Origin of the sequence: Fructobacillus evanidus, from assembly GCF_963580165.1 — a bacterium.
Lineage (GTDB): Bacteria > Bacillota > Bacilli > Lactobacillales > Lactobacillaceae > Fructobacillus > Fructobacillus evanidus.
Genome location: NZ_CAUZLM010000002.1, coordinates 54,438 through 68,825, shown reverse-complemented (window position 1 = coordinate 68,825; position 14,388 = coordinate 54,438). Strand labels below are relative to the sequence as shown.

9 protein-coding genes and 1 riboswitch are annotated in these 14,388 nt (G+C 47.5%); of the genes, 7 read left to right on the top strand and 2 right to left on the bottom strand.

Features of this window, described 5'->3' with window-relative positions; genetic code table 11:
- The 3 genes from carB to AABI08_RS01725 all read left to right on the top strand — a co-directional run bounded on the left by carB (position 1) and on the right by AABI08_RS01725 (position 4,937).
- Positions 1 to 3,171, top strand: a complete 3,171-nt coding sequence (gene carB, locus AABI08_RS01735) for a carbamoyl-phosphate synthase large subunit (RefSeq protein WP_338343382.1) — start codon at positions 1 to 3, stop codon at positions 3,169 to 3,171.
- Between the two features lie 3 nt (positions 3,172 to 3,174).
- Positions 3,175 to 4,110 (top strand): dihydroorotate oxidase, encoded by a 936-nt coding sequence (locus tag AABI08_RS01730; protein WP_338343381.1) that lies wholly within the window; start codon positions 3,175 to 3,177, stop codon positions 4,108 to 4,110.
- Between the two features lie 161 nt (positions 4,111 to 4,271).
- Entirely contained in the window at positions 4,272 to 4,937 is a 666-nt protein-coding gene (locus AABI08_RS01725) for a glycoside hydrolase family 73 protein (RefSeq protein ID WP_421823470.1), read from the top strand.
- Between the two features lie 84 nt (positions 4,938 to 5,021).
- Here the strand turns inward: AABI08_RS01725 and AABI08_RS01720 are convergent, their stop codons facing one another.
- Entirely contained in the window at positions 5,022 to 6,200 is a 1,179-nt protein-coding gene (locus tag AABI08_RS01720; protein ID WP_338343380.1) for an ATP-binding protein, read from the bottom strand.
- Positions 6,201 to 6,400: 200 nt separating this feature from the next.
- On the opposite strand from AABI08_RS01720, the gene pcrA reads away from it, so the two are divergent.
- The 3 genes from pcrA (at position 6,401) to AABI08_RS01705 (ending at position 12,005) form a co-directional block, all read left to right on the top strand.
- The gene (gene pcrA / locus AABI08_RS01715; RefSeq protein ID WP_338343379.1) at positions 6,401 to 8,650 is read left to right on the top strand and encodes a DNA helicase PcrA; all 2,250 of its coding nucleotides are present in this window, start codon (positions 6,401 to 6,403) and stop codon (positions 8,648 to 8,650) included.
- An 88-nt stretch (positions 8,651 to 8,738) separates the two neighbouring features.
- Entirely contained in the window at positions 8,739 to 10,781 is a 2,043-nt protein-coding gene (ligA, locus tag AABI08_RS01710; protein WP_338343378.1) for an NAD-dependent DNA ligase LigA, read from the top strand.
- A 78-nt stretch (positions 10,782 to 10,859) separates the two neighbouring features.
- The gene (locus tag AABI08_RS01705; RefSeq protein WP_338343377.1) at positions 10,860 to 12,005 is read left to right on the top strand and encodes a CamS family sex pheromone protein; all 1,146 of its coding nucleotides are present in this window, start codon (positions 10,860 to 10,862) and stop codon (positions 12,003 to 12,005) included.
- Positions 12,006 to 12,059: 54 nt separating this feature from the next.
- Here the strand turns inward: AABI08_RS01705 and AABI08_RS01700 are convergent, their stop codons facing one another.
- The gene (locus AABI08_RS01700) at positions 12,060 to 12,938 is read right to left on the bottom strand and encodes a hypothetical protein (RefSeq protein ID WP_338343376.1); all 879 of its coding nucleotides are present in this window, start codon (positions 12,936 to 12,938) and stop codon (positions 12,060 to 12,062) included.
- Positions 12,939 to 13,002: 64 nt separating this feature from the next.
- Positions 13,003 to 13,087: riboswitch (SAM riboswitch) on the top strand.
- An 80-nt stretch (positions 13,088 to 13,167) separates the two neighbouring features.
- Between AABI08_RS01700 and metK the strand changes: the two genes are divergently transcribed.
- The gene (gene metK / locus AABI08_RS01695) at positions 13,168 to 14,325 is read left to right on the top strand and encodes a methionine adenosyltransferase (protein ID WP_338343375.1); all 1,158 of its coding nucleotides are present in this window, start codon (positions 13,168 to 13,170) and stop codon (positions 14,323 to 14,325) included.
- Positions 14,326 to 14,388 lie beyond the last annotated feature (63 nt).

Below are 14,388 nucleotides of genomic sequence, written 5' to 3'. Positions count from 1 at the left end.
ATGCCCAAGCGAAATGACATTCATAAAATTTTGGTAATTGGTTCGGGACCAATTATTATCGGTCAAGCGGCCGAATTTGACTATTCCGGTTCACAGGCCTGCCTCTCATTAAAAGAAGAGGGCTACCAGGTGGTGTTGATTAACTCCAACCCCGCTACCATCATGACGGACCAAGAAATTGCCGATAAGGTGTACTTGGAACCCATTACCTTGGACTTCGTCAAGGAGGTCTTGTACCGAGAAAAGCCGGATGCCATTTTGCCAACCTTAGGAGGCCAAACCGGCCTAAACATGGCCAAAGATTTAGCCGATTCTGGTATCTTGCAGGAATTAAACATTGAATTGCTTGGAACGAAGTTGCCAGCCATCGAACAGGCTGAAGACCGTGAATTGTTCAAGGATTTGATGGAAGAATTGAACGAACCAGTACCGGAATCGCAAATTGCTACGACGGTTGAAGAAGCAGCTGATTTTGCTGGACAAATCGGTTACCCAGTAGTTGTCCGTCCTGCTTACACGCTTGGTGGAACCGGCGGTGGTTTTGCCAATAATTTGGCTGAATTAGAAGAAATCACGGCCCACGGTTTGGAGCTATCACCGGTGACCCAGGTTTTGATTGAAAAGTCGATTGCCGGCTACAAGGAAATCGAGTTTGAGGTCATGCGTGATGCCGCCGATAACGCCTTGATTGTGGCGGGGATGGAAAACATCGATCCAGTTGGGGTGCACACGGGTGACTCCATCGTTGTTTCGCCAACGCAGACCCTCTCGGACCGTGACTATCAAATGATGCGGGATTCCGCTTTAAAGATTATCCGGGCCTTGAAAATTGAGGGTGGTGTCAACATCCAAATGGCTTTGGACCCAGAGTCCTTCCAGTATTACATTATCGAAGTGAACCCCCGTGTTTCTCGTTCATCAGCCTTGGCCTCAAAGGCAACTGGTTATCCAATTGCTAAGATGGCGGCCAAGATTGCCGTTGGTTTGCATTTGAATGAAATTAAGAATCCTGTTACCCAGACGACTTGGGCCGCCTTTGAACCAGCCCTTGATTATGTTGTGACCAAGATTCCACGGTTCCCATTTGATAAGTTTGAACACGCAAACCGCACGTTGGGAACGCAAATGAAGGCAACCGGTGAGGTCATGGCCATCGGACGGACACTGGAAGAATCATTGCTAAAGGCAGTCCGTTCGCTCGAAGTCGATGAAAAGGACCTGAGTGCTGGTTACTTTGACGGTGTTTCAACCGAAGACCTGAAGGCACAATTGATGCCAGCTAAGGATGACCGCCTCTTTGCCATCGCCGAATTGATTCACCGCGGGGTAACGATTGAAGAAATTCATGATATTACCCAGATGGACTTGTTCTTCTTGGACAAGATTCTGCACATTATTGAAATCGAACGAGCTGTTCAGGCCGAACCAGACAACTTCGAGGAAATTAAAACAGCCAAGGAATACGGCTTTTCCGATGCCTGGTTGGCAAAGTTGACTGGCAAGACGGAAGCTGAATTCCGTGCTTGGCGCAAGGCACAGGGCTTGTTACCAACCTTTAAGATGGTTGATACGGTTGCTGGTGAATTTGAGTCCAAGACGCCTTACTACTATGGCACTTATGAAGACGAAAATGAGTCCATTGTCACGGACCGACCTTCCGTTTTGGTTCTTGGCTCTGGCCCAATCCGGATTGGACAGGGAGTGGAATTTGACTACGCTACTGTTCACGCCGTGAAGGCCATCCAACAGGCGGGTTATGAAGCTATTATTCAAAACTCAAACCCCGAAACAGTTTCAACTGATTTTGCTATTTCTGACAAGCTTTATTTTGAACCATTAACCCTAGAAGATGTCTTGAACGTGATTGACCTCGAACAACCTTTGGGTGTAGTGGTGCAGTTCGGTGGGCAAACGGCCATTAACTTGGCTGCTGGTTTGGAAAAAGCTGGTGTCAAGGTCTTGGGAACCACGGTGGCTGATTTGGACCGCGGGGAAGACCGCGATGAATTTGCCAAGGTGATTGATAAGCTAGGTTTGCCAAAGCCAAAGGGTGAAACGGCCACGACCAAAGAGGGTGCCTTGAAGGCAGCCAATGACCTTGGTTACCCCGTTTTGATTCGACCATCTTACGTGATTGGTGGCCGGTCAATGGCCATTATCGATTCTGATGACGACCTGAAGACCTATATGGAACAGGCGGTGAAAGTTTCAAATGATCACCCAGTTCTGATTGATGACTACCTCACTGGTCAGGAAGCTGAAGTTGACCTGATTTCAGATGGGACGGACGTCTTGATTCCAGGAGTGATGGAGCACATTGAGCGTTCTGGAATTCACTCAGGTGATTCCTTTGCGGTTTATCCAACGCAAAAGATGTCTGACAACGTCAAGGCTCAAATTGTCGAATCTGCTCAAAAGTTGGCCAAGGAATTGAATGTGATCGGCTTGATGAATATTCAGTACGTGATTCATGATGAAATCGCCTACGTGATTGAAGTCAACCCACGGGCTTCGCGGACGTTGCCGTTCTTGTCAAAGGTCACTGATATTCCAATGGCGCAGGTCGCTACGCAAATCATGTTAGGCAAGTCCTTGAAGGACTTGGGTTACCAATCTGGTTTGGTTCCTGAACCAGCAGAAGTTCATGTTAAGGCACCAGTCTTCTCATTTGCCAAATTAGCTGGCTTGAATTCAACGGTTGGACCAGAAATGAAGTCAACCGGTGAAGTTATGGGAACTGCTGATAACTATGATCAGGCACTTGCCAAGGCGATGGTCGGTGCTGGCCTACCAATTTTGCACCAGGGTCGGATCCTTTGGGACTTAGCCGAAGCAGACCAGCAAGAGGGCTTGGCCCTAGCTAAGCGCTTTGCAGCCCTAGGCTTTGAATTGTCTGCTACCGACAGTAATTTGGCTTTCTTGCAGGAAAACGGTGTTGCGGCCGAAGCAGCGCCAGCTGATTTGCCAATGGCGATGGCCAAGCAAGAATTCCAAATTATGGTTAATACACTCGACCAGGCTGACCAGGCTTTGGCAGGGGAGAGCCCTGTTCGAGCAGCAGCAATCGTCAACGAGGTGGCCTTGTTTACGGCCTTGGATACCGTCGCTGCTTACTTGACGGTTTTGGAATTACCAGAAGAAACACACTTTGTAAAAGCATTGGGAGAATAATTCATGACTGAAATTGATTTGAGCGCCGACCTGTTTGGCCAAACTTTAACGAGCCCACTGCTCAACGCCTCTGGGGTCCACTGCCAGACCAAAGAAGAATTGAATGACTTGGCAAACACAAGTAACTTGGGCGCCATGGTGACAAAATCAGCGACGCTGCAGGCTCGTGAAGGAAACCCAAACCCACGGTACTATGACCTCGAAAATGGTTCAATTAACTCGATGGGGTTGCCAAACTTGGGTTATGATTTTTACCTCGATTACGTTTTGCAAGAGCAGACAAAGCCAACAATTTTGTCAGTTGCCGCTTTGTCTGCAGCCGATGCGATTACTTTGTTAAAGGATTTGCAGGCTTCTGACTACCAGGGACCAACTGAATTGAACTTGTCTTGCCCAAACATTGTTGGGGAACCTCAATTGGCTTACGACTTTGAGGCCACCGACCGGGTCTTAAACGAAGTCTTCAGCTTTTACACGAAGCCTTTGGGCGTGAAGTTGCCACCATATTTTGACTTAGTGCACTTCGACAAGATTGCCGCAGTCTTGAACAAGTACCCATTGACTCACGTGAACACGATTAATTCAATTGGTAACGGCCTGTGGGTTGATATCGACCAGGAACAGGTTGTCACCAAGGCCAAGGGTGGCTTTGGAGGTTTAGGGGGAACAATGGTCTTGCCAACTGCTTTGGCCAATGTTCGGGCTCTCCGTCAACGCTTGAATGATAGCATTAAGGTGCTGGGAACCGGTGGTGTAACTTCCGGGGAAGATGTCTTTGCACATATCCTCTGTGGGGCTGATTTGGTTTCCGTCGGTACTCAGGTGATGAAGGAAGGTTTGGGCGTTTATGACCGTCTAGCCGAAGAATTGAAGGCCATTATGGCTGAAAAGGGTTACCAAACGCTGGCCGACTTCCGCGGGAAGTTAAAGGAACTGTAAGACAGTTTTGGCTAAAAAATCAGTCAGCCTTTTGACTGGTAAAATGATTAAACCAACAGTGATGTTGGTTTTTTCTTTTTTTGGCAAATAAATTAGAAAGGCGTATACTGGCTATATTCAATTTCAGACAACAATGATTCTAATAAAATGGAGGTGCCCTGGTGGCTAAAAAGCGGAAAAAGAAAAAATGGTTTTTCCTGCCAAAGGCGAAAAAAAAGCGACGAATTTACTTTATGCTCTTGCTCGTTTTTCTAACTTTGATTGCTTTGACCGTGGCGATGAACCAATCGATGACCACTAAAAAAGATCAAATTATCTACCAAAATGAAGCCAAGCAAAAGCAGCTTCAAATTTGGGCTCCTTATGCACAAAAAATGCAATATAAGTATCGGATTTTTGCTTCGATTTCATTGGCACAGGCGATTTTGGAATCTGATTGGAATCAATCCAGTTTGTCAAAAGATTATAACAACTTGTATGGCATTAAGGCATCGGCAAGCCAGGCTGGTGTGGTCGTTCCTACCAAGGAGTATGAGGACGGTCATTGGATTACGGTCGATCAAAAATTTGCTTCCTACAAGACCTGGCAGGAATCAATGGAGGCGCATGCCCAGCTGATTTCAAAGGGGACCCACTGGAATCCCAACCAGTACGAGCATGTGCTGGCAGCCAAAAATTATCAGGCAGCGGCGCAAGCCCTTGTTCAAGATGGGTACGCGACCGATCCGACCTATGCGGCCAAATTAGTGGCAGTCATTGAAACCTGGAATTTAAAGCGCTTTGATTTGGCGGTGAAGATGGGGGATGCTACTTCTTCAATAAATTAATAAACGAATTTTATTAGCATTATTTCAGTTAAAAAGAGAACCGGATTCGTCATGGACGCAGGTACGGTTCTCTTTTTGTTTGATTTATTGGTTGGTCTTTGATGCGAAAATCGTGACGGTTCGACTGGACTCTTGGCCAATTTTGACGATTGCTTGGCCGGTTTGTAGCTGACCTAATTTCTTGCCAGTTTTAGCCGAGTTGGCTAAGAGGGGCAGAGCCTGCCATTCGTTTTGGTTCGTCAGTCGATGGGCGATTGTGGCTGAAAATTGTCCGAGCAGGGCGGTTGGCAGGTCAAGTGGCGACTGGGAAGCAAAGGCCACCAGGAGGCCTTCCTTGCGTCCCTCACGAAGAATTTGTGCTAAGCCACTACCTTTGTCTTGGTTATTTTGGTTGTTTTTCAAAAGGAAACGGTGGCCCTCGTCAATCAAGAGGTAAACAGTCGCCTTATGTGTGCTCTTCGCCTGGAAGCTGAGAAGCTGGCGCCAGACGGTGGACATGATGGTGGCCTGAAGGGGACCAAGGTCTTTCAGTTGAGCGAGGTTGATGCTGATTTTAGCACCGAAGTCGGCCTTGGCCGTTGCTAATTTTAGCAAGTAAAGCAGGTCGTACTTGGTCGTTTTCACCTGGGTGTTTGGGGCAATGGCCTTTAGGCGTGGATCCGCCAGGCGGTCGGCCAGTTGGTTGATGGCTGTCATCAAATCAGGATTGGTGTCGGCAAGACTCTCTTCTTGATCTGCAAAACCTTGACGGGCAAGCAACCGCAATTGGGGGGCAAGGAGGTTCAGTGAAAAGGTCCACTGACTGGGATATAGCTGGCTTTTTTGCTCATAAAAAGTATCGGTGGTTAAGGATTGGGTGTCCAAAATGGCCTTTTGTTGCTGGTTAAGGTAGTAGTTAATGCGCAGGGCTGCTTGGGCTTGCCCCAGTAGGAGCTGCCACTTGGTTGGCCAGGTTAAATCAAGGGCAGTTAGCAAGTCTTCTGCTGCCAGTTGGCTGAGATCAAAGTAGACGTTTTGGCCAATGTTATAGGACACCTGCTGGTCGTCTGCTCGGCTAAACTCACCGGTTGGGTCGAAAATGATTTGTCCGAGTCGATTTTCTTGTAGTTGTCGGCTAATTTGTTTGAGGGTTGTTGATTTGCCGGACCCAGTTTGCCCAACCAAAAGCAGGTGTGGGGCGAAAAGCGTCGTGGCCGCTGGTTGGTACTTGGTCTTGAACCAGCCAGTCTGGCCTAAAGTGAGTAAGTGTTCGCTAGTTTGCATGATTTTTCCACCTTTAATTATAGTTACCTTACCAAAAAATCAGACAGGCTGTAAATGGTTAATTACTGGTGGCTGAGGCTAGGTTGGCGGGTATTTTTCAGGAGAGCGAGTTCGACCAGGACTGTTTTTTGTCTTGGCCTGATTTTTCTTGAATTATGATAAAATAAAAGCAGTGAACAAAAACGATTTAGGATGGCAAAATGACTATTGAAGAACTAACCAAGGGTATGAATAGCAAGCAAGCAGAGGCGGTCAGAACGACAGAGGGACCGCTTTTAATTATGGCTGGTGCCGGCTCTGGGAAGACCAGGGTTTTGACGCACCGTGTTGCGCATTTGATTGAAGACTTAGATGTGGCGCCTTGGCGGATTTTGGCCATCACCTTTACGAATAAGGCTGCCCGTGAAATGCGGGAGCGAATTGGTAAATTAGTGGATGAACAGCTGGCCCAATCCGTTTGGGTTTCAACATTTCACGCCCTGGCTGTCCGGATTTTGCGTCGAGATGGCGAACGCATCGGTTTGGGTAAGAACTTCACGATTTTGGATAGTTCTGCTCAAAAGACGCTGGTGAAGCGGGTGATTAACGATTTGAATTTGGATTCAAACCAGTATGATCCACGGACTATCCTGGGAACCATTTCTAACGCCAAAAACGATTTATTAACGGCCAAGGATTACCAAGAACAGGCCGCTAATTTTTATGAAGAGCGGGTGGCGGAAGTTTATTCTTCTTACCAAAAGGCCTTGCGTCAGGCGCAGTCAGTCGACTTTGATGACTTAATTATGTTGACGATTGAACTCTTTGAAAAGGCCCCCGATGTTTTGCAACGCTACCAGGACCAATTCCGTTACCTCCACGTCGATGAGTACCAGGACACCAACGATGCCCAGTACAAGATTGTCAACATGCTGGCGCAGGGTTCGAAGAACTTGGCCGTTGTTGGAGATGCCGACCAGTCAATTTATGGTTGGCGTGGTGCCAACATGCAAAATATTTTGAACTTTGAAAAGGATTGGCCCGAGGCAAAATCAGTCTTCCTGGAACAAAATTATCGGTCAACTCAATCGATTTTGGACGCTGCCAATGATGTGATTAATCACAACAACGAGCGAGTGCCGAAGAAGCTCTGGACCGAAAACGGTGTTGGGGACAAGATTACCTATTACCGGGCCCAGTCTGCTCAAGATGAGGCCTATTATGTATTGGGTCAAATTCAAAAGGGCCAACGCGAGAACCATAAGTCCTTGTCCGATTTTGCCATTCTTTACCGGACCAATGCCCAGTCGCGTGCCATGGAAGAGTCCTTGGTCAAGGCGAACATTCCTTACACGATTGTCGGTGGGCATAAGTTCTACGACCGTAAGGAAATTTTGGACATTATGGCCTACTTGTCGTTGGTCGCCAATCCGGCTGACAATGCGGCCTTAGAACGGATTATCAACGTTCCCAAGCGTGCCATCGGCCAGTCAACGGTTGACCGGCTCTTTACCTTTGCCAACCAGGTGAACTTACCGATGTTGGCGGCCATCGACCAAGTCGAAATGGCCCAGGATATCCGCCCAGCAGCGGTGACAAAGTTGCTTTCCTTTGCCGAAATGGTGCATAACTTCCGCCAACAGGCTGAGTTCTTAACCGTTTCTGAGCTAACGGACTTGATTTTGGAGCAGTCCGGCTATCGCAAAGAATTACAGGCAAAATCAGACCCCGAGTCGCAATCACGACTGGAAAACCTGGATGAATTTTTGTCTGTTACGAAGGAATTTGATGACAAGTACGACGCTCAGGCGGAAGACGCAGTCAACCCGTTGACTGATTTCTTAGGATCGACGGCCTTAATGGCTGACTTAGACAATGTCGAGGAAGATAGCGGGGTGGTCACATTGATGACCCTGCACGCCGCCAAGGGACTGGAATTTCCAACGGTCTTCTTGATTGGCCTTGAAGAGGGCTTGTTCCCACTGGGCCGGGCCGCACAAGACGAGGATCAGTTAGAGGAAGAACGCCGTCTGGCCTATGTCGGGATTACGCGTGCTGAGCAGAAACTCTATTTGACCAACGCCTTCTCTCGTTTGCTATACGGCCGGACACAGGCGAACCAACCTTCTCGCTTTATTGATGAGATTTCGCCTGAATTGATTGAGCAGGCCTATCCGGCAGGTGGTTCTGGCGTTTCTTCTGGTCTGTCCTCAAAGTTCCTCCGGGCAACGAGCACCACTTATCAGGGGGCTGCTAAGGCCAGTCCGGTTCAAAAGAAATCAGCCGGAACCACTGGTGCCGAGGGCGTTATGTGGCAGGCCGGCGACAAGGTTTCACACAAGAAGTGGGGGATTGGGACGGTTGTTTCAGTTACCGGTGATCAGGCGGACCAAGAACTCAAGGTCGCCTTCCCAGAAGATGGCATTAAACAACTTTTGGCTGCCTTTGCACCAATCACACGGGTTGATTAAGCGGGCAGGAAGGTACCGAGGTTTTTCCCTTGGTGCAGTCACAGCCATGGCGGTCGCTGATTAAACGACCGTGTAGAAAGGATTTTTTATGGCAAGTAATCCACAACCAACAAATATGTCGACAAAGGATGCGCAAGTCGAAATCAGTCAGCTGCAAGATGAACTGACCGATTACGGGATTGCCTATTATGAGCAAGATGCGCCCAAGGTTGAAGACCACGTTTATGATGAAAAGTATGCCCGGCTGGTGGCCTTGGAACAGGCCTTTCCACAATTTGTGACACCAGATTCGCCGACACAAAATGTTGGTGGTGCTCAGACCAAGTCCGGCTTGGAAAAGGTGCAACATCCAGTGCCAATGCTTTCTTTGGGGGATGTTTTTTCCATAGAAGAACTTCAAGAATGGGAAAATCGCACGGTCAAGGCATTGGGTGGTCAACAACCGTCCTATAACTTGGAGTTGAAGATTGATGGTTTGGCCGTTTCTTTAAAGTATGAAAATGGTCGCTTAATTCAGGCTTCCACTCGGGGTAATGGCCTGATTGGCGAAGATGTGACGGCTAACGTCAAGACCATCGCGGATGTGCCCCAAGAATTAAAAGAGCCCTTAACCATTGAAGTTCGTGGTGAGATTTATATGCCCAAGGCCTCCTTTGCGCATTTGAATGAGGAGCGGGAAAATCAGGGCCAAGAACCTTTTGCCAATCCACGGAATGCAGCGGCCGGGTCTTTGCGCCAACTAGATGCACGCGAAACCAAGAAGCGGAAGTTGTCCGCCTTTATCTACTATACGGCCGAGGCCGATACCTTGGGTGTAACCAAGCAATCAGATGTTTTGCGACGCTTTGCCGAACTTGGTTTGCCAACCAACAAGGATAATCGCGTGATTGGCCAAATGAAAGATATTGCCCCCTATATTGCTGAATATACTGAAAAACGTGACGGCCTACCTTACGGAATTGATGGCGTTGTTGTCAAAGTTGATGATATCGACTCTGAAATTGACCTGGGAAACACGGTCAAGGTGCCACGGTGGTCCATCGCTTATAAGTTTCCACCGGAAGAGGAACAAACAATTGTCCGTGACATCGAGTGGACGGTTGGCCGAACGGGTGCAGTCACGCCGACGGCGGCCATGGATCCGGTTCTCTTGGCTGGGACAACGGTGCAGCGGGCTTCTTTGCACAATCCGGACTACCTTGAGGAAAAGGATGTCCGCGTTGGCGATACGGTGACCTTGCACAAGGCCGGTGATATTATCCCGGAAATTGGGCAGGTAATTCTAGATAAACGCCCAGCCGATGCTAAAAAGTATCAAATTCCAACAACCTGTCCTTCCTGTGGTGCTGATTTGGTCCACGTTGAGGGCGAAGTGGTGTTGCGCTGCATTAACCCAGCCTGTCCGGCACAGTTGCAGGAAGGGCTGACTCACTTTGCTTCCCGCAATGCGATGAACATTGATGGCCTTGGCCCACAGATTGTTAGCCAGCTTTTGGAGAAAAAATTGGTGACCGATGTGGCCTCGATTTATTCCCTGACGGTTGACCAGCTGCTATCCTTGGATAAGTTCCAAGAAAAATCAGCGAACAACCTAGTGGCGGCCATTCAGGCATCCAAAGCAAACTCTGCTGACCGCTTGCTCTTTGGTTTGGGAATCCGCTTGGTCGGAGCCAAAGCGGCGAAAACGATTATGGCGACCCTGCAGGACTTACCCAGTCTGGGACAGGCCAATGCTGACCAAATTGTGGCCATCGATGGAATTGGCCAAGCGATTGCGGATTCCGTTGTGAAATACTTCGATGAACCCCAGTCCCAAGCCCTTTTGGCCGAATTGGCTAATGCTGGCGTAAATCTAGAATACTTGTCCGAAACGGGTCCAATTGATGAAAATTCATTTTTCTATGGTAAAAAGATCGTTTTGACTGGTAAACTAGAGCAGAGTTCACGGAGTGAAATTGCTGCCTGGTTAGAAGCCCATGGTGCCAGCGTCACGGGATCAGTTTCTAAGAAGACTGATTTAGTGATTGCCGGTACCGATGCGGGTTCGAAGCTGACAAAAGCAAATGATCTTGGAATCACTGTCTGGAATGAGCAAGAATTTTTGTCAGCCCAGCAAAATGAGGCCGGCTAAAGCAGTCGGTCACGGTAAGGAAAACTTACCGGTGGTTGTACTTGGTGTTTTCAGCCAAGATGTCAAAGAGGAAGAACAATGTTAAAACGGATTTCAAAGCGGGGTTATATCCTAATCGGCCTCGTGCTTCTGATTATTTTAGGAGCCTTTTTTTACTTTATTAATATCGCTTCGGTCACACCCAGTGTTTCCAAAACCAAGGGCGTTCAGTTAACGCAAAGTTCTGCAGGGGATTACCAGACAGTCATCAAGGATGGTCATTACTTGACTTCAGCCGCTCGCGGAATTACTGCAACGTCTTTGAACAATTCTTTGGATGTTCAAGATTTTGAAACTTCATTGTTGAATTTGTCGAAGTCACACTTCAAGACTGGGCGTTATATCTTCCAAGAAGGTCAGTATCTTGACTCTGATACGGTCAATGGCCTCTTAGCCCGCCAAACGGATAGTAACTCGACTGGTTTGAATCCAAAGGATAACGGCAAGACGGATAGCTCAAGAAATCCAATTTACGTTCAAACGTTGACTGAACAAGATTTCATGACCAAGAGTGGTAATAACCTGCAATTAGCCGGAATGGTTGTTGGTGTGGCGATGAATAGTCAGGATGCCTACCAAAAAGAACAGTATGGTACGACCTATTACCAGACGATTTCAGATAAGGATCGAATTGCCTACGGCCAAAAGATTGCTCCGAAGTTGATCAAAACGATTCGTGAGCAACAGGGTGTTGGCAAGAACATTCCAATCGTATTGGCCATGTATGATACTGCTTCTCAGGACTCATTGGCGCCAGGTTCTTTCTATGCGGAAGCGACCTCAAAATCAGGTACTGATATCGGTGATTGGTCAGATATCAACGAAAAGTCGATTGTTCTGCCAAAGGAATCGGATGATACTTCGAGCCTTGGATCTGATGAAAATACTGGCTTTAATAACTTCAAGACGGATATTTCGAACTTTTTCCCAAACATTGCTGGGGCAACAGCTTCTGCTAAGTTTACGAATAATAAGTTGTCTTCCATGAATGTTACGGTAACAACGCAGTTCTATTCACCAACTGAAATCGAAGCTTTCTCGAACTATGTGGCCACATCTGCTATGAAGTTCTTACCTTCATCAGCTCCTGTACAAATCAAGATTCAAACGGCAAACGAGATTCAAGCTTTGCTTGTTCGTAAGGCCGACGACAAGTCCTATACGATTACAAAATTGGATCAATAAGTTTGATTGCAAATTAAAAACGCTTAGAATCGCTTCTAAGCGTTTTTTTGTATCTTAATGATAATAGACCATCACGGTAATAATCAGTCCCAGAATGGCTGCTAGAGGTTGAATTTGATAGGTTAATGGCCGGACAAAGGTTAAACAGTAGGCGGCCAAGGCGACAGCGATGGTGAGAAAGGCAATTGGTGAGAAGCCTTCCAAGATGAGGGTGGCCAGGATAAAAAGCGGCCCGGTTATGAGTCCTAATTTTCGCCCCTTAGCTGTTGGCAGGAAGAGGGGCGTGAAGTAAAAGGCGGTGGCAAAGACTAATAGCCATGATTGCTTCAAAAAATCAGGTTCGACATAGTTGTTAGCCAGGTAGTTGATGCAAATTGGCACCGAAAAGGTGAGCAAGATACTTAAGCCGGCTAAGCCAAGCGGGTTCTTCAACTGAAAGGCCCGGAAGGGTAAAATCAGCAAGAAGCAGATAAAGAGCAAGAGGAGAGCTAAGACTTCAAAACGTGACCGTAATTGCGAGTTAAAAATCACGATTAGAGAAGCAGCTAAGGAAGCCCAAACGCGCCAGTCGGCCTTGGCAAACCGGGTTTTAACGAGGAAGCCCAAGGCAATCGCAGAAAAGATTGAATAGGCGATTAGGGACCAAATCTGCCAGTTACCGGCGTTTTGCCAAACCTGGTGGTAGATCAGGGGTTGTTGCCACCAGATAATGTTCAGACCAACTGCAATCGCTGGAACCGTATAGCGATGGGGTGTTGGTAAAGCAGCGACTTGGGCCTGGCTAGCTTGTTGCTGCTGGTGCTGTTGTTCTTGCCGTCGTTGTGACCGAGAGAAGAAGTCGGCTGTTTTTTCCTGGAGCGGTTCGTCAGTTGCGCCATCGAGTGGCGTGCTGGTTTGTTGGTCAGGATTGGTTGTTTCATTTTCTTTTGTCATCAGAACCTCGAAAGTCAATTGCTATTTCTTATTCTATCATGTAGAATATAAATTATAAATTACATAACTATCAAGAGCAGGGAAGTGATACAGCACGGTGAACCTGCACCAACCGGCATTCGCACGGTGGTAATTCTGTAAGATAGGCAACTTGCAAAGCGCTTTGGGTTGTCCAAGGCGCTTTTCTTTTGTCTCTTAATTGTTAGTTAATTTAAAGGAGAAAAAGAAAATGACAAAATTTTTTACTGCTGAATCAGTCGCCAATGGGCACCCGGATAAGGTGGCGGACCAAATCGCCGATGCGATTTTGGATGCTGTATTGACAGAAGACCCAAAGGCTCGGGCCGCAATCGAAGTGACGACGTCAACGGGGGATGTTTCCATTTTTGGCGAGTTGTCTACGACTGCCTATGTGAACGTCCGTCAAATTGCCGTTGATACGATTAAGTCTATCGGCTATGACAAGCCGGAATTTGGCTTTTCAGCTGATTCCATCAATGTTTCTAACAAGATTGTGGAACAATCACCCGATATTGCCCAAGCTGTTGATGCTGCCGAAGATGATCCTGACCAATTAGGCGCCGGTGACCAAGGAATGGTCTTTGGTTATGCAACCAACGAAACGGCTGATTATTTGCCATTGGCTTTGGACTTGTCCCACCAGTTAATGCGTAAAATTCGTCAGGTACGAAATGACCAAGAATTGACCTACTTGCGTCCGGATGCCAAGGGTGAAGTAACGTTGGAATTAACGGATGATGGCCAGGTTAAGCGAATTGCTGCCGTTGTCTTGTCAACTCAGCATGATGCAGAAGTAACATTGGAACAATTGCGTGCTGATATTAAAAAGTTTGTGATTGACCCTGTTTTGCCTGCTAATTTGGTTGATGACCAAACGAAGTATTACATTAATCCATCCGGCCGCTTTGTCTTAGGTGGCCCTCAAGCTGATTCTGGTTTGACTGGTCGGAAGATTATCGTCGATACTTATGGTGGGGCAGCCCACCACGGTGGTGGCGCTTTCTCAGGAAAGGATGCAACCAAGGTTGATCGGTCAGCTGCTTACTATGCTCGCTATGTGGCGAAGAACTTGGTTGCTGCTGGCTTGGCCGACAAAATTGAGCTCCAGGTAGCCTATGCGATTGGTGTCGCCAAGCCGGTTTCATTGAATATTGAAACTTTTGGGACCGCTAAAGTCTCAGAGGACAAGATTGAAGCCATCGTTGAGAAGCTCTTTGATTTCCGTCCCTTGTCAATCATTAACAGCCTAGACCTTCGTCGCCCAATCTACAAGCAAACAGCTGCTTATGGCCACTTTGGTCGTCCTGATTTGGACTTGCCATGGGAAAAGTTGGACCAGGTTGACCAAATCAAGGCGGAATTGTAAGCTAATTTCCCTTAGGAAAAATCAGAACCATCATACAAACGAACAAAAGACCTGAATGCCGTC

Bases quoted from the DNA above. Each gene is read 5' to 3' on its own strand.
- AABI08_RS01720 (WP_338343380.1), bottom strand. From the start codon at position 6,200: ATGCAAACTAGCGAACACTTACTCACTTTAGGCCAGACTGGCTGGTTC.
- pcrA (WP_338343379.1), top strand. From the start codon at position 6,401: ATGACTATTGAAGAACTAACCAAGGGTATGAATAGCAAGCAAGCAGAG.
- carB (WP_338343382.1), top strand. From the start codon at position 1: ATGCCCAAGCGAAATGACATTCATAAAATTTTGGTAATTGGTTCGGGA.
- metK (WP_338343375.1), top strand. From the start codon at position 13,168: ATGACAAAATTTTTTACTGCTGAATCAGTCGCCAATGGGCACCCGGAT.
- AABI08_RS01700 (WP_338343376.1), bottom strand. From the start codon at position 12,938: ATGACAAAAGAAAATGAAACAACCAATCCTGACCAACAAACCAGCACG.
- ligA (WP_338343378.1), top strand. From the start codon at position 8,739: ATGGCAAGTAATCCACAACCAACAAATATGTCGACAAAGGATGCGCAA.
- AABI08_RS01730 (WP_338343381.1), top strand. From the start codon at position 3,175: ATGACTGAAATTGATTTGAGCGCCGACCTGTTTGGCCAAACTTTAACG.
- AABI08_RS01705 (WP_338343377.1), top strand. From the start codon at position 10,860: ATGTTAAAACGGATTTCAAAGCGGGGTTATATCCTAATCGGCCTCGTG.